Here is a 20245-nt window from a genome sequence, read left to right on the forward strand (position 1 = left end):
CACTACTCAGGATACTACTAAATTAATGCTCTTTACTTATACCAGGCTATCACTGTCTATGGCTCCTCTTTCCAAAGGATTCTAATTCATCACATCTCTTATATCGTAGTCCTACAACCCCACAACTGCCGTAACAATTATGGTTTGGGCTAATCCGCGTTCGCTCGCCACTACTAACGGAATCACTTTTGTTTTCTTCTCCTCCGGGTACTTAGATGTTTCAGTTCTCCGGGTTCGCCTCCATTGCTGGATACTATATCTTCAATATAGTGGGTTGCCCCATTCGGATATCTACGGATCAATAGGTATGTGCCCCTCCCCGTAGCTTTTCGCAGCTTATCACGTCCTTCTTCGCCTCTGAGAGCCTAGGCATTCCCCATACGCCCTTAATTAGCTTATGCGTCTTGCTTTAACTTGCTCTTTTAGTTTTTGTCGATACTAATAAAGTAACTAAATTAGTATCAACCTCTTTTATTATCATTAATTGTAAACAATTAATGCTCGTATTTTTAAATCAATATGTCAATGAACGTTTTTCTTATCATTAATATAAAATCAATGAGTATAAAGACTTTTTCATATCATGAATCCTGTGCTTTATAATCTATCAATCCTTATATCTAAAGAATCGTGGAGAATATCGGAGTCGAACCGATGACCTCCTGCGTGCAAGGCAGGCGCTCTAGCCAGCTGAGCTAATCCCCCATTATTTGAAATTCAGAATGTCGAATTTAGAATTACGAATAATGTGACTTAAACTCTATCTTCTAGAATTTCCTTTTTCAATATATTATGAACTTATCAAATGTAAAATGTAAAACCGAAAAATAATAAACTGAAAAGTAAACAAAAATTAACTTTTACATTTTAAATTTAAACTTTTACATTTTAAATTTCGTAGTCTCAGGCAGACTCGAACTGCCGACCTCTACATTATCAGTGTAGCGCTCTAACCAGCTGAGCTATGAGACTGTCTTTTAGTAGTGAGTAATCAGTAATCAGAATTAGATCAAAATCTAAAAATCTTACCTAATACCTAATACTCTGTACTCAATACTAAATAATTAATTAACAGCATAAAGACTAAAAACAACCAAGATACATTCCATCGTATCATTTCTGGTCTCCTATTAAATAGGAAATCTCTAGAAAGGAGGTGTTCCAGCCGCACCTTCCGGTACGGCTACCTTGTTACGACTTAGCCCCAGTTACCAGTTTTACCCTAGGCCGCTCCTTACGGTGACGGACTTCAGGTACTCCCAGCTTCCATGGCTTGACGGGCGGTGTGTACAAGGCCCGGGAACGTATTCACCGGATCATGGCTGATATCCGATTACTAGCGATTCCAGCTTCACGGAGTCGAGTTGCAGACTCCGATCCGAACTGTGATAGGCTTTATAGATTCGCTCCTGGTCACCCAGTGGCTGCTCTCTGTACCTACCATTGTAGCACGTGTGTGGCCCAGGACGTAAGGGCCGTGATGATTTGACGTCATCCCCACCTTCCTCGCGGTTTGCACCGGCAGTCTTGCTAGAGTTCCCGACATCACTCGCTGGCAACTAACAACAGGGGTTGCGCTCGTTATAGGACTTAACCTGACACCTCACGGCACGAGCTGACGACAACCATGCAGCACCTTGTAAATTGCCCGAAGGAAAGTCTATCTCTAAACCTGTCAATCTACATTTAAGCCCTGGTAAGGTTCCTCGCGTATCATCGAATTAAACCACATGCTCCACCGCTTGTGCGGGCCCCCGTCAATTCCTTTGAGTTTCATTCTTGCGAACGTACTCCCCAGGTGGGTTACTTATCACTTTCGCTTAGCCACTCAGACCGAAGTCCGAACAGCTAGTAACCATCGTTTACGGCGTGGACTACCAGGGTATCTAATCCTGTTCGCTACCCACGCTTTCGTCCCTTAGCGTCAATTAATTGTTAGTGATCTGCCTTCGCAATCGGTATTCTGTGTAATATCTATGCATTTCACCGCTACACTACACATTCTAACCACTTCACAATAATTCAAGACTTGCAGTATCAATGGCAATTTTCCGGTTGAGCCGAAAACTTTCACCACTGACTTACAAACCCGCCTACGGACCCTTTAAACCCAATGATTCCGGATAACGCTTGGATCCTCCGTATTACCGCGGCTGCTGGCACGGAGTTAGCCGATCCTTATTCGTAGAGTACCGTCAGCATCTCACACGTGAGATGGTTTCTTCCTCTATAAAAGTAGTTTACAACCCATAGGGCAGTCTTCCTACACGCGGCATGGCTGGATCAGAGTTGCCTCCATTGTCCAATATTCCTCACTGCTGCCTCCCGTAGGAGTCTGGTCCGTGTCTCAGTACCAGTGTGGGGGATCTCCCTCTCAGGACCCCTATCTATCGTAGCCTTGGTATGCCGTTACCATACCAACTAGCTAATAGAACGCATAGTCATCTTATAGCAATAAATCTTTAATCCTTAGTGAATGCTCACTTAAGATACTATAAGGTATTAATCCAAATTTCTCTGGGCTATCCCTTACTATAAGGTAGATTCTATACGCGTTACGCACCCGTGCGCCGGTCGTCAGCGAGTGCAAGCACCCCTGTTACCCCTCGACTTGCATGTGTTAAGCCTGCCGCTAGCGTTCATCCTGAGCCAGGATCAAACTCTTCATCGTTTGTCTTTAAATATTATTCAAAACAATACAACGGAATTATAATCGTATCTCAATAATGTCTCTAGTCTTTATTCTTTGTATAAACTATCAATAGTTTAATACGCGCTGTCAATCAATATGTCTATGAACTTTTTTAACTAATAAAGCAATCTTCATCGCTATTAATTATAGATCGTAAATAAGGAATCGAACCCTATAAATGTTTACAAAAAACACCCTAAACCAATACTACTATTTTTATGAACTATGCTTTGTTTCTCTAAGCGGGTGCAAATATACAACCCTTTTTATTTCTACAAAGTTTTTTTTGATTTATTTTTAAAAAAAATTCTAAGAAAAAATCAAACCAAATCTCAATGAACTCGCAAAAACATATCCCATTTTTGCAGGGCGCAAACATACAACCCTTTTTTATTCTGACAAGATTTTTTTGATAAAGTTTTTAAAACTTTCTCTTAACCCGAAAATCAAAAAAATAAATCTCAATGAACTCCCAAAACAATATCCCGTTTTGCGGGTGCAAAGATAGAAACCTTTTTATTCCTAACAACACCTTTTGGTATAATTTTTTACAGAAAATAAGAAACGTGCTGATTTTAAAAAAGATAGAACACGAAGATAAGAAATTTAATCAGAATAGAGTTGGATTTTTTATACTTTTTCTGTGTTTCAATACCCAGATATGGATACAATGTATTGTTTTGTATTAGGGATGGAAGTGGCATCCTTTTGTTAATCCTATATAGTTTATATAAGATATTCCTTATAACCTATAGTTCTAAACAACTTTATTCTCTGCATAACAAAAGATATAACGTACAGCCCGGCCCCATTTTTTTTGGGGAAATACCCTAAATTATTTTTTTTCCGAAGTTGTTTTGGCTTTACCAGACCATTTATTTCTTAGATCATAAAAACTAAAATCCAAAGCCGTTTTTTGTTCTTTTAATATATTTGACTGAAAACTTCGCTGTAAGATATCCTCTATCCAATAATCTTCTTCTACATTTATAGGGTCATACTCCTCTTTTAATGAAATACTAAAAAGCTTAGCGGTATTGTTATACCAAAAAGCTCTCCACCCACTCCTGTACTCTTTTACCAGTTCGAACATTGTTTTACTGGTTTGACGATGAATCAATTTGACTAGTATCTGTCCTTCTGTACGGGTAAGTTTTTTTAATTCTTTGGTAAACTCTTCTTCCATGTACTTCTGCAACATTTTTATATATTTCCTCTTTTTTCTCTTAGAGTCAATATCTTCTAATCGTTCATTAAGCGTCATTAATCTATCTGCTGCCAGTTTTGCATAGGGATATACTTTTCTAGTCTTACGTCTTAGGATAAGATACCTTCTTCTTGCTAGCTTGTCTTTAAAATTTAACCTCCCTAAAATAATCACTTCATCGAGATCAATAGCTTCATGCGGGATTGTATCTCCCTCTATAATATAATACTGTACATAACCAGTGGTATCTACCTTAGTCGTATCCATAGGTTTTTGATCTCTTTTTTGGGCATTTACCAAAGAAGTGAGCATTATCAATATAATATATACCGAGTGTTTTATCATAATAGATTATGAGACGTTCTAAAATTGTTCCAAAATTAACAATTAACCATTTGTAAACTGTAAAATGAATGTGAATATTGTTATTTTCGCTATAAAATAAAACAACACTATGGCAAAAAAGAGCATTCTAAATAAAAAGTCCCTGACTTTTCTTGAAAAATATCTAAATAATCCAGCTCCTACAGGATACGAATGGGAAGGGCAAAAAATCTGGATGAACTACCTAAAACCGTATGTAGATGAATTTATAACCGATACCTATGGTTCTGCAGTGGGGGTTATTAATCCTAAGGCAAAATATAAAGTTGTTATCGAGGGACATGCCGATGAAATCTCGTGGTATGTAAACTATATTACTGATAACGGACTTATTTATGTGATTAGAAATGGAGGAAGTGATCACCAGATTGCAACGTCTAAGCGTGTAAATATCCACACCAAAAAAGGTATTGTACAAGGTGTTTTTGGATGGCCGGCTATACACACCAGAAAAGGTGCTAAAGAGCAAGCCCCTACTCTAGAAAATATATGTATCGATGTAGGATGTAATACCAAAGAAGAGGTATTAAAACTAGGGGTACATGTAGGTTGCGTGATTACTTACCCAGATGAGTTTTTTATTCTGAATAAAGATAAGTTTGTGTGTCGCGCTCTAGATAACCGTATGGGAGGTTTTATGATTGCCGAAGTAGCTCGTTTACTGAAAGAAAACAAAAAGAAACTACCGTTTGGTCTATATATCACAAATTCTGTACAGGAAGAGATTGGTCTAAGAGGTGCAGAGATGATCACACATACGATTAAACCCGATGTAGCTATTGTGACCGATGTTTGCCATGATACCACTACCCCGATGATTGAAAAGAAAACGCAGGGAGAAACCAAAATTGGTGATGGCCCTGTTATTTCTTACGCTCCTGCGGTTCAGAATAGATTGAGAGAAGTATTGATTGATACTGCCGAAAAGAAAAAGATTCCGTTTCAGCGTATGGCATCTAGTAGAATGACAGGAACAGATACCGATGCATTTGCTTATAGCAATGGTGGTGTTGCTTCTGCATTAATCTCTTTACCGTTGCGTTATATGCACACCACTGTAGAAATGGTACACAGAAAAGATGTAGAACATGTTATTGAATTGATCTATGAAAGTCTACTTTCTATAAAAGAAGGAGAGTCTTTTAGTTATTTTGAATAGATTATAATTAAAGTAATAAAAAATCCCATTTGATTTCTCAAATGGGATTTTTTATTGTGTTTGGTTTTTGGCTTAAGTTCTAGATAAGGAAATCATTATTCTTGATCCTCTTAAAAGGGCTAGCATGATGAGTTCTCGATACAATTTTTCTTCATTACATTACGAAAAATCACTCGAACAGACGGGTAAACACGCTAAGCCATATTTAAATACTAATCTAAAGGTGTGATTCGATACTTCGACATAGCTCAGTACAGGCTGGAGAATAATGATTTATCACCTCAAATTCTGGTGTATACTATGGATCCCCGGATTATAAAACCTGACAAATCTCATATCCCTTAGGCTTCTTTTTGCATACATTAGTATCATGAAAAATACGATTGCAGAAAGAATCTTTGATTTCTTAAAAGACTTCCCTCCTTTTGATGTTTTAACCCAAGAGCAACTTTATACAATTTCTAAAGATGTAAAAGTAATTTACCTCGAGGATGATACTACCCTTTTTAAAAAAGATGAAAAAATTCATGATCATTTTTATATCGTAAAAGATGGTGCTGTAGGATTATTTGGAGAACAAAATCTATTGATCGATAAATGTGACGAAGGTGATATCTTTGGATTAAGAGCTGTGATACGAAAAGGCAATTACCTGCTAAGCGCAAAAGCGATAGAAGAAAGTATTGTATACAGCATCTCTTCTAAATCTCTGGACGATATTATCAATACCAATGCCGGGGTTAACAAGTTTTTATTGGCAAGTTTTGCAACCAATATCAGAAATCCGTATTCTAATGAGCATAAAGGAACCTTGTTTGCTAATGTAGACAGGTTTCAGAGTTCCCCATCTGCGTTTACCGAAGTACATTCTATACAATACTCAAAAAGCCCTGTGACCTGCAGTCAGGATATCACTATCAGAGAAGCAGCAAAAAAGATGACTAGCCAAAAGGTAGGTTCGATTATTATTACCGAGCAAAACAAGCCCCTTGGTATTATTACCGATAAAGACCTTCGTACCAAAATTGCCACGGGTATTTTTGCAATAGAAGATACGGTAGAAAGTATCATGTCTGCCCCGGTGATTACTTATCCCGAAACGATCTCTGTGGCCGAAGCTCAAATTGCGATGCTACAACATAAAATCACGCACTTATGCATCACCAAAAACGGAACTTCTGATTCTGATCTGATCGGCATCCTATCAGAACATGATATTGTGGTTGTGCGCGGTAACAATCCTTCTGCCTTGGTAAAAGAGGTTAAACGTGCCAAAGATGCAGAAACCTTACAACAGATCACCGATAAGGCCCAACAACTTTTACAAGGATATATCAAACAGCAAATGCCGATTTTTTATGTATCAAAAATCATTTCTGCACTTACTGAAGCCATCACCCAAAAAGTCATCACCCTTTCGATAGCAGAAATGACCACTGCCCCACCCACCTCCTTTGGTTGGTTTGCATTAGGGAGCCAGGGCAGACAAGAGCAGTTATTACTCACCGATCAGGATAATGCGTTGGTTTTTGAAGACGTACCCAAACAGGACTATGACAATACCAAACGCTATTTTCTATCACTATCAGAAAAAATCACGTCTAAGCTACATACTGTTGGTTTTGAATTTTGCCCGGCAGAAATGATGGCTAGCAATCCAAAATGGTGCTTATCGGTGTCTGAATGGAAACAACAGTTTGCCACCTGGATCACCCATCCCAATGAAGATTCTATCATGCTATGTACTATTTTTTTTGATTACCATTTGATCTACGGAAATAAGAACCTGGCAGACGAACTATCGCAACATATTTTTGAATCTATAGATGCCTATGAGATCTTCCTGAATTTCTTAGGATTGAATGCCTTAAAAAATCCACCTCCATTAAGCTTTTTTAAACAGTTTCTGGTAGAACACAGCGGTAATCACAAGGATCAGTTTGATATCAAAGCCAGAGCATTAATGCCTATTATTGATGCGGCACGACTACTCACCTTATCACACAACATTAAAAACTGTAACAATACTATCCTGAGGTATGAAAAATTAGCCGAAATTGAACCCCAGAACAAAAACCTGTATGAATCCTGTATCCATGCGTTTAAGATTTTACTGCGATTTAGAACCGAACAAGGGTTACTACATAACAATTCGGGAAGGTTTATTGATGTGAAATCCCTGAGCAAGGTAGAGCGTTTAAGGCTAAAAGGCTGTTTTAAGTCTATTAAAGATATGCAGGAGCTTATACGGGTACGTTTTAATTTATCACAAATGTTATAGTATGCTTAGATGGTTTAGACATAAACAATATCCCGATTATTGGAACCGCTACCTACAGCATTTCAACACCAAAAAGGACCGTACACTAGCTACCACCCGCTTTGTAGTTTTTGATACCGAAACCACAGGGCTGGATATTACCAATGATAAAATCCTATCTATCGGGGCGATTGCTGTAACAGGAAACACAATGGATGTTGCCGATAGTTTTGAAGTCTATCTGCAACAAGAAACCTTTAACCCCGAGACGGTTGAAATACACGGTATCCTAAAGAGCGGACATATCACCAAAGTAAAAGAAAGCGAAGCCATTGCTCATTTTTTGGATTATATAAAAGATGCCATTCTGGTAGCACACCATGCCGATTTTGATGTAGCCATGATCAATAAATGCCTGGCCCGACTACAATTACCTAAACTGAAGAACAAAACTCTGGATACCGGTGTATTGTTTAAAAAAACAGAGTTATGCAAGGCGACACATAAACACTATGGGCTAGATGAGCTTAGTGCTATTTTTAATATCGCAAAGCACGACAGGCATACCTCTTCTGGGGATGCGTTTATTACCGGACTCCTCTTTTTAAAAATCATAGCCTCCCTCACCAAAAAAAGAAAAGTTACCTTAAAAGATTTGTTTTTTAATCCTAATAGAAGAGGGTTGCTTTAGGAACTGATGTACGTTTCCGCTACGCTCAGGTTTTAGGTGTGTGGTATTAGGTGTTAGGTGTGTGTACCCTTCGACTACGCTCAGGGTACGCGAAGCGTATACAAAAATCAGAAACCTGAAACCTGAAACCCAAAACCCAAAACCTGAAACCTCAAACCTCAAACCTAATACCTCAAACCTCAAACCTGAAACCAGAAACCAGAAACCTCAAACCTCAAACCTCAAACCTCAAACCTCAAACCTCAAACCTCAAACCTGAAACCAGAAACCTCAAACCTGAAACCCAAAACCCAGCTCGTATATAAAATGAGTGTTTGTAAACGATTACAAATAAGTACAAACAGATATGTGTACTAGTGCAAATATCATTTTTGCCTACCGTGAGAAGAGAAAACAAGTATAAAATTTTACTCATTGAACACTTGTCTTGATTAAAAATATTTCATTTATTTTTGTAATGTAAACGGAAAGAATCATAAAGTATGCACTATGATACACACAAAATTGATGGCTTTATTATTTATAATATTGATGCCTATGTCACGCGATAGAGTTGTACAAGTACCCTTAGAGAAAATTCTAGATTCCCCTAATATTATAGTTCTCAAAGTAAAAAAACAAAACCCTTTTTCTGACAAAAAGAAAAAGAAGATTTTTAATTTGTCTAAACCTGTTCCAGATTTCACCTATTATATAGATCATTATCAAGTTGAAGAAGTAATCTATAATGGAAATGGAGAATTAGTAAAAATTGAAGAAGGACAAAAGATAGCTGTTCGTAGTGCTAACTTTAAGAGAAACCTTGATAGGCATAAAAAGTATTATTTAGAAAACATTAGAAAGTCTATTTATGTATATGTGTATAAAAATAAGTTTGATATAAACGCTGTCGATAGAGCTATCGTATTTATAACTTATAGTAAGAAAAAAGGAATGTTTGAATATAATGTAAAAGGAGCGTATGATAATATTGATAAAAAAGAAAAAGTATTACAATTACTAAAAGCTAAAGGAAAAACTTTGTTGAAAACAAAAAAAACTCATTAATAACTCGCAAGAAAAAAAAGTGGTTTGGATTTGTTGAATATGACTATTATGATAAAGATTTCTGTAGTATAATTCCGGAACAAACAAAAAATGATGGACTCGAAGCCTTTTTATACTTCTATGATGGAAATTTAGAAAAGTTAGAGGAAAGATGGTAAAATAGACGATTTGCAAACATTATATATAAAATCAGAGCAAAGTTTAGTGTTGGATCGAAAGGCCCTTTCCATTTTGCAATGGCGTTAGATTTTTATAAATTAAACAAGAAATAAAAATGCGCAGATAAATCGATTGGTTCAGGCTTTTTTACCTTACTCCTATTCATCCATTTGGCGTTGTGCGTAAGTTGAGAAAAACTGAACTCTGAATGAAAAATAAATTTCTGAAAATAATAAAACGAATTTTAATAACGATTTTGATTCTTTTTGTCGTTGTGTATATATCAAATGAAATTGTCTATAAAACTTCAATACCTGAAAACTTTGTGGAATCAAATTGGAATGGACAATGGAACAGTTCTGAATATGCACTCGTTAGCGGAAAAGTCCTGACGACAATTCCTGAAAATAATAATGCGGAATTTAAAAGCGAAACGCTCATTTACTATAATCTTTGGAGTCTTTATAAACCTGGACAAAATAAAATAGTGGAATTATCAGGTAACTTTTCGGAATCGGATATCAATGGAAATAGCACTGGACAAAAAAGACGACCGAATGAAAGTAATGCATACCATCGTAGATTTTTTAAAGCTAAAATATCAATTGGAAATGGACAATTTATTAAATATGACGGAATGAAAGACAATGATGGAATTGAAATTAGTGGCGATTATGATTCTAGTTTCCCAAAGGACAAAGGAACATTTGAATTGAATAAACAATAATACCTACGCACAACACTATATATGGCAAATAGGGCGATTAGTTTTTAACCGGAAGGTTGTTGTCTATTAGCAAAATCCCCCAAATTTACAATTTGACGATTAAATGAAAAATAACAACAAATTTTTAAATTTGGCTAGGTCTTAAACCAAAAAGCAAGTGCATTTTAACCCCTTACTATTCTTATACAAACCCAAAACCTGAAACCCAAAACCTCAAACTCCAAACCCTCAAACTCCAAACCCTCAAACTCCAAACCCTCAAACTCCAAACCCTCAAACCCTCAAACCCTCAAACCCTCAAACCCTCAAACCCTCAAACCCTCAAACCCTCAAACCCTCAAACCCTCAAACCCTAAAACCCTCAAACCCTAAAACCCTAAAACCTCAAACCTCACACCACACACCACACACCACACACCTCACACCTCACACCTATAATACCTAACACCCAAAACCTAGCTCGCATACAAAAAACTTTCTCCCCTACCATGTGGTTTCCCATAACGGTAATAAAAAAGGTAGCTGTAGCTTTGGGGATTAAAAAATAAGAGTATTGACAAGCATGAGTTTTTATAACGAAATAAATGTTTGTAAACGATTATAAATAAGTACAAACAAGTATTTATGTACTAGTGCATATATATCCTTGTTCTAAGCCATTGAACTATAATTATGTGTAAATTAGTAAACTCTTAAAAACTAAAAAAACTATGGCTATCATTGCCAAACTCTATGCCAACGGTCGAGTATACAAAGTACTTCGATCCAAACAAGGTATAAAACAGTGTAGTGATGAGACAGGGAGACCAACCTCCAGACCTTTTCATACAGGATTATTAGTAGTAATCGAAGCTACACAAGATACCTCCTTTTTTGAAAAAGCAATACATCCCACACAAAAAACACAAGAGATCATACTCGAATATACTTCTCATGTTTCTGGAGGTAGAACTCGTAGCATTAGATTTGTAGATTGTTATGTAACTTTGGATCATACAGAATTTAAAGCAAATGGCAGAGAGCCCCTTACTGAAACTATTCTCATTACCGCAGCAGGTATAGAAGATTCACATTCTCAAGGAAAATATACTACGTCGAGGCGGGAAACAGCGTTTCTGAGTGAGGAGATACCTGTTATGGTTAGAGAAGAACAAGAAAATTTAATTATTGAATCAGGACATTTTGAAGATGAGAAAGGTAATAAAATAGACGAAAAATATAATGGTAAAGCTTTTCTAGTTCTTAAAACAAAAAATGGTTCAGGTAAAACTGTTGATATTAATTTATCCAATAAGAAACATGACTTTAGGTATAATGGGAAAATACTGGAGGATGATTTATTCCCAGATATCCCCATTAGAGGTGATATCACCAAAATTGAATTAGAAATTATAGAAGAACAAAACTCCTAGTTATCCATATGTTTACAATATTTGAATCAGGAAATCCATCAAACTCAATACAGATACCTGTCTTGAAAAAGCCGAAAACTAGAATATACTTTATCTTTTATACAAGTGGTGACTTTGAAGAAGCCGCTAAAACACGAGAAAGAGAAATTAATTCCTTAGAAGAATACAACCATGTTTTTATGAAAGAGTATAAAGATTTATGGGAAATTGCAGGTTTTGTTGCTGAATGTATAAAAAAAGTTGAGTCAAAAAAATGGAAAAAAACTTCTGAGGTATGTTTTTATTGCCATGGAGGAACAGATGGCCCTGTTGGAGAAGTAGAAACCTCTCAATATAATCTAGCAGACGAAACGGGACAAAAACAATGGGATTCTAAACAAATGAGTTTAAAAGGTTGGAAACAAATAAATTTTAACTTTGATCCAAATTATAGTATTGCTGCTTTCTATGGGTGTAAAAACATTACATTCGCCGAAAACTTCTTAGACATTCATAATGTAATGTATACAGCTGCTCATGGAGGAGGAAGTGCTGATTCTGAATCTTATGAAGAATTTGACTCTAGCTGGTTCACTTTTTCAGGAGAAAATATATATTATGTTTCTCCTACAAATATAAATAGTGGATTAGCTCCTATGGAAATAATGAAAAAAGGAAAACCAAAATGGAAAAGATCTATTAATAATTCAGAAATTGTAACTAATATTGGGCTTGATGAAAAAGGTAATATTTATGGTAAAGGTAAAGGAGGGGCTCTAAAAATAAAAAAAGAAAATATCGCTTACGCTAAATACTCTTATTAGATGAAAAAAATAATTTGCATTACTGTACTATCAAGTTTGATCTTTCTTTCAATATCATTTTTGACTGTTTTAAATTTTATTTTTACATCAGATTCCCCTGAGTTCAAAATTGGTTTTCCTTTACAATATTATAATCGATTCTTTACTGCTTCTGATGAGTTAAGATTTTCTTGGAACATTTGGAATCTATTAGTGGATATTTTAATTGTTTGGGGAATTACAGTACTAGTATACTATTTACAGAAACGAATAAACAAATAATTAAACGACTTAGAACAGGCTATATAATTAATAGCAACCCTATCGGGATAGCTACACATTATATAGCAGCTGTTGTACATAATGTCTTAAGAATAAATAATAAATTTAATATTGAAAAAAATACCTGACAATTTAAAAAAACAAATTCTAGGAATTTCTGGATTGATTTTCTTAATTCTAACATTTGGAATAGGGCCAACTAATAGTTTTGGATTAGAGCAATTTATTCAAGATAAAACTGACTATTTTTTTGGAGTAACTACCTACTTTCTAGATTATGGATTGATATCTTTAATCCCATTTTTTGGAATAATATTGAACTCTAAGCGGACTGAATTTAAACACTTTGAGTTGATAATTGATATTTTAAAAATTCTAGGTTGGGCAATATTATTATTTATAATCGGACTTTATTTTCTGACATTTATTGGAAAATCATCTAATCCTTTAATACCTCAATCTTTAATTATCGAACCAATTTTCTTATACTCAACTATAATAATCGGAATCGGAATATCAATACCTTTTTTATTTGCGAAACCTTATAAAAAACGTTCTGAAATAAATGATATTGGAATTGAAAAGTAAAAAACACTATCCCTCAAACCCTCAAACCCTCAAACCCTCACACCCTCAAACCCTCAAACCTCAAACCTAATACCTCACACCTATAATACCTAAGCCCCAAAACCCAGCTCGCATACAAAAAACTTTCTCCCCTACTCTGTGGTTTCCCGTAACGGTAATAAAAAAGGTAGCAGTAGCTTTGGGAGATTAAAAAATAAGAGTGTTGGCAAACATTAGTTTTTATGATGAAATAAATGTTTGTAACCGATTATAAATACGTACAAACGGGTATATAGTTACCAAGGTAACTATATACGATTGTTGTGCTCCATTAAAATATCATATGCAAGAAATTAATGAAAATGTTATCTATCAAAAATTATTAGACTTTGGATTATTTCCAGAAAAAATTGAGGCAATTTTTACAAGTGAAATTTTTGGGAAATGGGTACGAGACAATGAAATAACTATTTTACAAAATAGAGTTTGTTCAAATATTATTTTTCATCTAACAAGAAACAATAATGCACCAAGAATTCTAAGTATACCACATCCTATTTCTTATAATAGATTAGCAATAGAAATTAAAAACAATTGGACTTCTATATTTGAAAAAATTGGAGAAGTAGATGATTATTATGAAAGGAGTATGGTTATTCCTCAACCAAATAATTTAAATCAACGTCTTGTTTCAATGCTTTCTTATGAAAGAAATAAAGACCAAAAATTTTTAAGCCTTGACAAATCTTTTGAAGCAAAATATTTAGTACACGCAGATATTGCAAATTGTTACCCAAGTATTTATTCTCATTCTATTCCGTGGGCATTAGTAGGAAAGGTAGAAGCAAAAGCAAATTCTAGAAATAGAGACTTATGGTATAATAAACTTGATTTTGCAATTAGAAGTACTCAGAGAAATGAGACTGTTGGTATTCCTATTGGTCCTGACACTTCTAGTATCATTTCCGAACTTGTTTTATCTCAAATAGACAAAGAGCTAATTGATTATAAGTATTTTAGATATATAGATGACTACAAATGTTATTGTAAATCAAAAGAAGAAGCTGACACTTTCATCAAAAAATTAAGTAAACAATTAGAAAAATTTAATTTAAGACTTAATCAAAAGAAAACTAAAATAGTTGAACTTCCTATACCTATCGAAGAAGATTGGATTCTAAAACTTAAATCTTATTCAAATTCTTTTTTATCATCAGACAATTTAGGAAACAGTCACCTAGTTTATATCTCTGAATTTATTGATTTAGCAATACGTTTAACAAATCAAAATCCAAACGATTCGGCTATAAAATATGCCACTAGAATTTTATCTAAAAAAACTTATTCATCGAAAGATACTTTTATATACCTAATAATGTATTTATCTAGAGTTTGTTTTATTTATCCATACTTTATTGATGTTTTTGATGAAATACTAACAAAACATCCTCTCGATGAGGATTTAACTCTATTGGTAAAAAAAGAAATAAATTCAATTTTAAAAGAACATAAAGAATACTCTAGGTCAGATGTGTCCTTATGGGGTATACAATTGGCTATAAAGTATAATTTTGAAATTGAAAATTTTGAAGAGTATTCAAACTACTTAATTGAGGAGAGAGATTGTCTACCTGTTATACTTTGTTATTCATATTCAAAAACTAAAGAACTTAATCTCGAAAAGTATTTTGAATTGATTACTAAACTTATAGAGGAAAAGGTTGAGGATGAATGGTGGTTATACATATATACATTATATTTTGACTCGTCTACAAAAACACAATTCAACAACATTGAATGTAAAGAATTATATATTAAAATGAAAGATGGTGGAGTACAATTTTTAAAAAACGAAATTCCAACCCCACCTCTAGTTGCTGAAATTGATTCTACCCAAGAAGAGCCAAATGATTTACCATTTTAGTAAAACTACGCCTAATAATGTATAAGAAAACATAGGGCATTTGTGCTAAATCGAAAGGTCACTACTTTAATTCCCGTACTAACCATAGCCGAGCCATTGGGCTTCATTATAAAAAACCAGACAATTAATGATAGAAATAGAAAAATTACAAAACCTTGTTATTGATGAAAATCAAAGACTTGAAAAACTCAAGTTATTTTTAAGTCAACCTAATTATCTGGAAATACTTGGCATAAGTCATAGAGAATTGCAGCACTCAAACTTCTTAGCTTGGATGATGAATTCGAGGGCATCACATGATATTGGAAATTATTTCTTAAAGAGTTTCATAAATCTTTTACCCCTTCCTCCTGAAGATAAAATTAGAATAAACCTATCCAATCTAGAAGGTACAAAAATACATAGAGAATTTAATGACATTGATTTACTAATTGTGAATACCGAATTGAAATTTACAATATGTATTGAAAATAAAATAAAAGCGAGTAAATCTGGCGATAATCAACTCCTAAAGTATTATGAAATTGTTGAAAATACATGGAGTGATAAAGAGCACAAAAATTACTATGTGTATCTAACTCCATTTCCAAGGACATTGACAGAGAAAGAAATTGAAATCGAATATGTTAATTTGACTTATCAATCAATTCTTGACATACTTGAAGATACAGTAATAAGCAAACGGCCATCAGAAGAAACAACACCTTTAATTGATAATTATATCAATAATTTGAAAAAGAATATCATGGGAATAAGTGAAGAAGCTAAACTTGCACAGGAGATATATAAAAAGCATAAAACCGCCATTGATTTTATTGTCAATAATAAACCAACCCTATATAGTCCAGAGTTATTTGGACAGATAAATGATTTTTTTATACAGCATGAGCAATATCAAAATCTTACGCCCAAAGACAAGAATATTATTCGAGTTTTACCATTAAATACAATTCCATATTTTAATCATAAAACAAACTCTTGGGATGGAACACAAAGTTCATTTGCATTGGAAATATTTTGTGAACGAGAAAAAATATGGATAAAATTTTGTTTTGGAGCAATTAATACTAAAAGTGAAGAGGAAAGACATAGACTTCAGAAAATTAAAGATGACGCATTTAGTGGGATGAAGGAATTTAAATCAATAAGTAGTAAAATAATTAGACGTTCCAAATCCTCTTCAGGATATCCATCTGTTGCTAATTTTGACATAGTTAAATTAAATGACAAAGTTTTTTCAGAAACCGAAGATGTGTTTTCAGCATTTAAGCTAAAATTTCAGAAATTTGAAAAGAACACATTGGAAAAATGGTCTGATGAAGTGGAGCAAAAAATAACGAAAGCGCAACAAAATGTATAATTCACCTCTACTTCTCTTTATTAAATATAGAAAACTATCTATTCTTATCTAATATCAAAGTAAAGGCGGATTTACAATCAATAAATATCTAACCCAAACAAGAACCCAACCAACCACCCCTCCAAAACTTTCCCATTTCTAGTTTTTGTTGCATGCTTATACATGCAAAGCTCTAGCAATATCTATTACAAATGGGTGCTAGTAGAGGTACTGTCACGCTATTTGTAAAAGGAGTGATTTTATGACCATAGTTAGACAGATAAAAGCCTCGAAGCCCAATGTTTACGGGTTTCCGTAAATATATAGTGGTTTAAAAAATTTCTTATATTTTTTTCTAAAATTTATGGCCTTATAAAAACCTATATATCAGCAGTGTACTATTGTTTTACTCTCACAAAATCAGATGTTTACGGTAAAACCGTATTCAAAAAAGCTGCCTTCTGTATTATATTTGATTGTTTTTAAAAGATAAATAATAAAATAAAAATTAGATTGATGCTACTATTGATATAGCACTCCCCCAATCATTCTAAAAAAATATAATCAATTATCATCTGGCAGAGGATAATTTCCTCATTTAATAGTATTTTAGGATAACAAACCTTAAATACTTATCAGATGAAAAATGTTATCATTTTATTTGGCATGTTACTTATACTATGTACTGTGAGTAGCTGCGAAAAACAAGAAATTAATGATGAAATCAGTGAAACAGAAGTACAACTCACCGACCCGGGAGACGATGGAACAATCGACCCGGGAGACGACGACGAATATTAGATTTAATAATTTCTTAGGATTTATTAAAAGTGTTGTTGCTTTTTTGGCAGTAACACTTTCTTTGTTTCATGTGTTTTTTAATGCAACTTCTTCTGAGCTAATAACTGAACAGAAAAACTATAAAAATATCGTTAAAGAAAGAGATAGTATAAATGCATATACTATAGATTTATTTAAGAAAAATTTAATTACAAAGGATGAGTATCTGGCCTTTGCAGATACTCACTTTGAGCTTTATAAGGATAAATTAAAAAGAAAATCTAAGCTAAAAAAAGAATTGGCAATCAGTTTTTCTTTTAGAGGGCGTAGTAGTTTTCATTTTTGGATATTTGTTTTTGGGTTAGTGACTGCTCTTTTCTTTTTTAGTTGTAAATCCTTACACGATGATTTCTCCAGAGGCAGTACTTTTAAATTTCATTTTGTTTCACTTACAGGAATACTAGTTTCAGGATTTTGGTTTATTCATCTTATTTTTCTTACCCAAAAAGATTTTACTCAAAACAAATATGTTTTGATTCTTATTATTGCTGCTTCGTTGTTTGCAGCTTTCACATATTTTCTCATCAAATATTATACGTATAAAGATCAAATCATTTATAGACAGCTCTCTTTTATAGAAAGAGTTAAAAGAATATATTATAGAGATATGGTTTTTAAGGCGATGTACGCTGAGGAATCAGGAAAACCTCATGAATCTGGCAAGTTAGTAGATAATTGTATAGATGATTTTCATCAAGATTTAAAAAAAGTAATGGATAATATTTAATAGGATAATGATGTTAAAAAAACTACTCAAAATATTAAAGCCTAGAAAATATACTACATCTGAGCAAAGAAAGCTTTTTGAAAATAGTCCAAAAATTATACGAAAGGAAGTTAAAGAAGAAATCAGAAAGGCAATGAAAAGTAACTCTAAGCTACATAACATTGAAAAAAAGCAGCGTATTGAATTAGAAGTGCTGGTCGATATTTTGAAAGAGAATCCTAATTACTATACTGAAAGTGAATTTAATGAGCTATACCATGAAATTACACATGATTTCTCTTTTTAAAAAAATAAAATAGCACACGATCTACCCAAATTAATTTATTGAAAATGATAATCTAGAACTATTAATGTTCTTAAATAATTACCATGGCTACCTCCATTATCAAACATTTTTCTAACCTCTTTTCGAATACTTCTTTAGAGCTATTTCTTTTAATTCCTCTAGAGCTCTATTTTTCTTCTCTCTTTCATCGTCTGCCATGAGTAATTCCATAACCATTCTTACGTAATCCTTAAAAGTTTCATCTTGGATAAGTTCGTCTTTTCTTTCAAGAAGATGTTTGATTAATTCTATGTTATCAAGTTTGCTATAATTTGTAATCTTTTGGTTTTCTGACACATTATCAAGCATTTCACCTTCACCAGTTATCAGCCAATTGACGTTTATTTCAGGGAAAGAGCGTAATAAATTTTGTACAAAGTCAATTTTTGGAACGGATTTATTTATTATGATATTTCTTGTTTGACCATCTGAATAATCCAGTAAAATACCTAAAGACCTGTAATTCATATTTTTGAACTCCATTACTTTTCTTATTCTATCGCCTATTTTCATAATAAATATTGTGTAAACTATAATAAATACGAAATAAATATTGTATGTACGAATTTTATTTCGTATTTTTAACATTATAAAACAATAACTAATAAACAAATATATGAGGCTAAGTTCTAATTAGAATATGTTTTATCTTTACTTTATAAAAACGGAGAAATGATACCAGAAGATTTTAGAGATTTTTTCATTAGTTCATCGGCTTTGGTTCAATCAGAAATTGTTTCCACATTATTGGAGATCTCTACTGAGGGTTCAGCCCTGATTGATAGCAATCAGAGTAAAGCCATAAGCTGTCCTCATTGTAAGTGCAATAAAATTAAGGCTAATGGTAAGCTCAAAGGAGTACAGCGCTATGTTTGTAATACTTGTCATAAAAACTTTAGTGAAACTACCGGTAAGTTCTGGTACAACCTCAAGAAGAAAGACAAAGTTAATCGTTATTTATTCTGTTTACTCTCTGGATATAGTATTCGCAAGAGTGCCAAAGAAACAGGGATTTCTATTCAGACTTCTTTTGATTGGAGGCACAAATTACTTGTCTCCTTTGGGAGCGTAAGTGTGGATGAATTCCAAGGAATCCTAGAGAGTGATGATCTTTTCTTTGCTTACTCTGAAAAAGGGAATCGAAATTTGGATCGTCCTGCTAGAAAACGTGGCGCAAAGGCAAGTAAAGCTGGTCTCAGTAATGAAAAAGTAGCTGTGATAGCCAGTTGTGACCGATCAGGGAACAAAGATTTCAAAGTAGCTACCAGAGGTCGCATTAGTAAAAGTGACTTGGAGACTATATTACAAGGGAAGTTGGCTAAAGTAGAAACCCTTTGTAGCGACAGTCACAGAAGCTATACTGCATTTGCAAAAGACAAGAAGGTAGCACACAAAAAATTTAATGCTTCGAAGGGTCAAAGAGCTGTTGACAAAATATATCACGTACAAAATGTGAATAATATGGATATGCGTCTAAGGAAATTTATGGAGCCCTTCAATGGAGTGGCAACAAAATACCTTCAGAATTATCTGAATTGGTTTTTAGTCTTAGAAAAAATAAAAAATTCAACCAGTAAAATGGCAACCGTAGCAGCTATAGCCTTTGCTTCCAATACTGCCTGGATGGAATTTAAAAACATAGTAGTAAATAATATGCTTTTTAGAACTTAGCCATATATGAAAACAGTATTAACAATTTATGATTTGTATGCTATTGAATT

Annotated in this window: 17 protein-coding genes, 2 tRNA genes and 2 rRNA genes (1 of these 21 only partly in view); 15 read left to right on the top strand and 6 right to left on the bottom strand. The window is 33.8% G+C overall.

What is annotated here, in order from left to right:
* The 5 genes from ATE84_RS18415 to ATE84_RS18435 all read right to left on the bottom strand — a co-directional run.
* A 23S ribosomal RNA gene (locus tag ATE84_RS18415) occupies positions 1 to 401 on the bottom strand; it reaches 2419 nt to the left of the window's first position.
* Between the two features lie 230 nt (positions 402 to 631).
* Positions 632 to 705: transfer RNA gene (locus tag ATE84_RS18420), tRNA-Ala, on the bottom strand.
* Positions 706 to 898: 193 nt separating this feature from the next.
* Positions 899 to 972 (bottom strand) — tRNA-Ile (locus ATE84_RS18425).
* Between the two features lie 177 nt (positions 973 to 1149).
* A 16S ribosomal RNA gene (locus ATE84_RS18430) occupies positions 1150 to 2671 on the bottom strand.
* Together the 16S and 23S rRNA genes with 2 tRNA genes alongside form the textbook arrangement of a ribosomal RNA operon.
* Before the next feature lie 856 nt (positions 2672 to 3527).
* Positions 3528 to 4211: a DUF4294 domain-containing protein gene (locus tag ATE84_RS18435; RefSeq protein WP_233195842.1), complete on the bottom strand. Its 684-nt coding sequence runs from the start codon at positions 4209 to 4211 to the stop codon at positions 3528 to 3530.
* A gap of 142 nt (positions 4212 to 4353) precedes the next feature.
* Here ATE84_RS18435 and ATE84_RS18440 point away from each other — a divergent pair, with 142 nt between their 5' ends.
* The 14 genes from ATE84_RS18440 (at position 4354) to ATE84_RS18505 (ending at position 18485) form a co-directional block, all read left to right on the top strand.
* Complete coding sequence (locus ATE84_RS18440; RefSeq protein WP_101449358.1) at positions 4354 to 5442, top strand: M42 family metallopeptidase; 1089 nt, start codon at positions 4354 to 4356, stop codon at positions 5440 to 5442.
* Between the two features lie 370 nt (positions 5443 to 5812).
* The gene (locus ATE84_RS18445; RefSeq protein WP_101449359.1) at positions 5813 to 7723 is read left to right on the top strand and encodes a DUF294 nucleotidyltransferase-like domain-containing protein; all 1911 of its coding nucleotides are present in this window, start codon (positions 5813 to 5815) and stop codon (positions 7721 to 7723) included.
* A gap of 1 nt (position 7724) precedes the next feature.
* On the top strand, positions 7725 to 8393 hold the full coding sequence (locus tag ATE84_RS18450; protein ID WP_101449360.1) for a PolC-type DNA polymerase III: 669 nt from the start codon (positions 7725 to 7727) through the stop codon (positions 8391 to 8393).
* 489 nt (positions 8394 to 8882) lie between these two features.
* Positions 8883 to 9440, top strand: a complete 558-nt coding sequence (locus ATE84_RS18460; RefSeq protein WP_143273668.1) for a hypothetical protein — start codon at positions 8883 to 8885, stop codon at positions 9438 to 9440.
* A 367-nt stretch (positions 9441 to 9807) separates the two neighbouring features.
* The gene (locus tag ATE84_RS18465) at positions 9808 to 10326 is read left to right on the top strand and encodes a hypothetical protein (protein WP_101449362.1); all 519 of its coding nucleotides are present in this window, start codon (positions 9808 to 9810) and stop codon (positions 10324 to 10326) included.
* Between the two features lie 710 nt (positions 10327 to 11036).
* On the top strand, positions 11037 to 11738 hold the full coding sequence (gene tssD, locus ATE84_RS18470) for a type VI secretion system tube protein TssD (protein ID WP_101449363.1): 702 nt from the start codon (positions 11037 to 11039) through the stop codon (positions 11736 to 11738).
* Between the two features lie 8 nt (positions 11739 to 11746).
* Positions 11747 to 12541, top strand: coding sequence for a hypothetical protein (locus tag ATE84_RS18475; RefSeq protein ID WP_101449364.1), 795 nt, complete (start codon positions 11747 to 11749; stop codon positions 12539 to 12541).
* A complete protein-coding gene (locus ATE84_RS18480) occupies positions 12542 to 12802 on the top strand; it encodes a hypothetical protein (RefSeq protein WP_101449365.1) in 261 nt (86 codons plus the stop codon).
* A 111-nt stretch (positions 12803 to 12913) separates the two neighbouring features.
* Positions 12914 to 13390 carry a hypothetical protein gene (locus ATE84_RS18485; RefSeq protein WP_101449366.1) on the top strand — a complete coding sequence of 159 codons (477 nt, stop codon included), beginning with the start codon at positions 12914 to 12916 and terminating at the stop codon, positions 13388 to 13390.
* 322 nt (positions 13391 to 13712) lie between these two features.
* Positions 13713 to 15293, top strand: coding sequence for an RNA-directed DNA polymerase (locus ATE84_RS18490; protein ID WP_101449367.1), 1581 nt, complete (start codon positions 13713 to 13715; stop codon positions 15291 to 15293).
* Positions 15294 to 15420: 127 nt separating this feature from the next.
* Positions 15421 to 16653, top strand: coding sequence for a PD-(D/E)XK nuclease family protein (locus ATE84_RS18495; RefSeq protein ID WP_101449368.1), 1233 nt, complete (start codon positions 15421 to 15423; stop codon positions 16651 to 16653).
* A gap of 618 nt (positions 16654 to 17271) precedes the next feature.
* A complete protein-coding gene (locus ATE84_RS26300; protein WP_158237295.1) occupies positions 17272 to 17433 on the top strand; it encodes a hypothetical protein in 162 nt (53 codons plus the stop codon).
* Positions 17396 to 18199, top strand: a complete 804-nt coding sequence (locus ATE84_RS18500) for a hypothetical protein (protein ID WP_143273669.1) — start codon at positions 17396 to 17398, stop codon at positions 18197 to 18199. Before ATE84_RS26300 ends, ATE84_RS18500 begins: the two co-directional genes overlap by 38 nt.
* A gap of 10 nt (positions 18200 to 18209) precedes the next feature.
* Positions 18210 to 18485, top strand: coding sequence for a hypothetical protein (locus ATE84_RS18505; protein WP_101449370.1), 276 nt, complete (start codon positions 18210 to 18212; stop codon positions 18483 to 18485).
* A gap of 111 nt (positions 18486 to 18596) precedes the next feature.
* Here the strand turns inward: ATE84_RS18505 and ATE84_RS18510 are convergent, their stop codons facing one another.
* Positions 18597 to 19037 carry a helix-turn-helix transcriptional regulator gene (locus ATE84_RS18510; RefSeq protein ID WP_101449371.1) on the bottom strand — a complete coding sequence of 147 codons (441 nt, stop codon included), beginning with the start codon at positions 19035 to 19037 and terminating at the stop codon, positions 18597 to 18599.
* Positions 19038 to 19196: 159 nt separating this feature from the next.
* On the opposite strand from ATE84_RS18510, the gene ATE84_RS18515 reads away from it, so the two are divergent.
* Positions 19197 to 20195 carry an IS1595 family transposase gene (locus ATE84_RS18515; RefSeq protein WP_101444842.1) on the top strand — a complete coding sequence of 333 codons (999 nt, stop codon included), beginning with the start codon at positions 19197 to 19199 and terminating at the stop codon, positions 20193 to 20195.
* Positions 20196 to 20245 lie beyond the last annotated feature (50 nt).

Origin of the sequence: Aquimarina sp. MAR_2010_214, assembly GCF_002846555.1 — a bacterium.
Lineage (GTDB): Bacteria > Bacteroidota > Bacteroidia > Flavobacteriales > Flavobacteriaceae > Aquimarina.

Excerpts from the sequence above, each read along its gene's own strand:
- ATE84_RS18510 (WP_101449371.1), bottom strand. The coding sequence starts at position 19,037 with ATGAAAATAGGCGATAGAATAAGAAAAGTAATGGAGTTCAAAAATATG.
- ATE84_RS18475 (WP_101449364.1), top strand. The coding sequence starts at position 11,747 with ATGTTTACAATATTTGAATCAGGAAATCCATCAAACTCAATACAGATA.
- ATE84_RS18505 (WP_101449370.1), top strand. The coding sequence starts at position 18,210 with ATGTTAAAAAAACTACTCAAAATATTAAAGCCTAGAAAATATACTACA.
- ATE84_RS18445 (WP_101449359.1), top strand. The coding sequence starts at position 5,813 with ATGAAAAATACGATTGCAGAAAGAATCTTTGATTTCTTAAAAGACTTC.
- ATE84_RS18500 (WP_143273669.1), top strand. The coding sequence starts at position 17,396 with ATGGAACAATCGACCCGGGAGACGACGACGAATATTAGATTTAATAAT.
- ATE84_RS18495 (WP_101449368.1), top strand. The coding sequence starts at position 15,421 with ATGATAGAAATAGAAAAATTACAAAACCTTGTTATTGATGAAAATCAA.
- ATE84_RS18450 (WP_101449360.1), top strand. The coding sequence starts at position 7,725 with ATGCTTAGATGGTTTAGACATAAACAATATCCCGATTATTGGAACCGC.
- tssD (WP_101449363.1), top strand. The coding sequence starts at position 11,037 with ATGGCTATCATTGCCAAACTCTATGCCAACGGTCGAGTATACAAAGTA.
- ATE84_RS26300 (WP_158237295.1), top strand. The coding sequence starts at position 17,272 with ATGAAAAATGTTATCATTTTATTTGGCATGTTACTTATACTATGTACT.
- ATE84_RS18515 (WP_101444842.1), top strand. The coding sequence starts at position 19,197 with ATGATACCAGAAGATTTTAGAGATTTTTTCATTAGTTCATCGGCTTTG.
- ATE84_RS18480 (WP_101449365.1), top strand. The coding sequence starts at position 12,542 with ATGAAAAAAATAATTTGCATTACTGTACTATCAAGTTTGATCTTTCTT.
- ATE84_RS18490 (WP_101449367.1), top strand. The coding sequence starts at position 13,713 with ATGCAAGAAATTAATGAAAATGTTATCTATCAAAAATTATTAGACTTT.
- ATE84_RS18460 (WP_143273668.1), top strand. The coding sequence starts at position 8,883 with ATGATACACACAAAATTGATGGCTTTATTATTTATAATATTGATGCCT.
- ATE84_RS18440 (WP_101449358.1), top strand. The coding sequence starts at position 4,354 with ATGGCAAAAAAGAGCATTCTAAATAAAAAGTCCCTGACTTTTCTTGAA.
- ATE84_RS18435 (WP_233195842.1), bottom strand. The coding sequence starts at position 4,211 with ATGCTCACTTCTTTGGTAAATGCCCAAAAAAGAGATCAAAAACCTATG.
- ATE84_RS18465 (WP_101449362.1), top strand. The coding sequence starts at position 9,808 with ATGAAAAATAAATTTCTGAAAATAATAAAACGAATTTTAATAACGATT.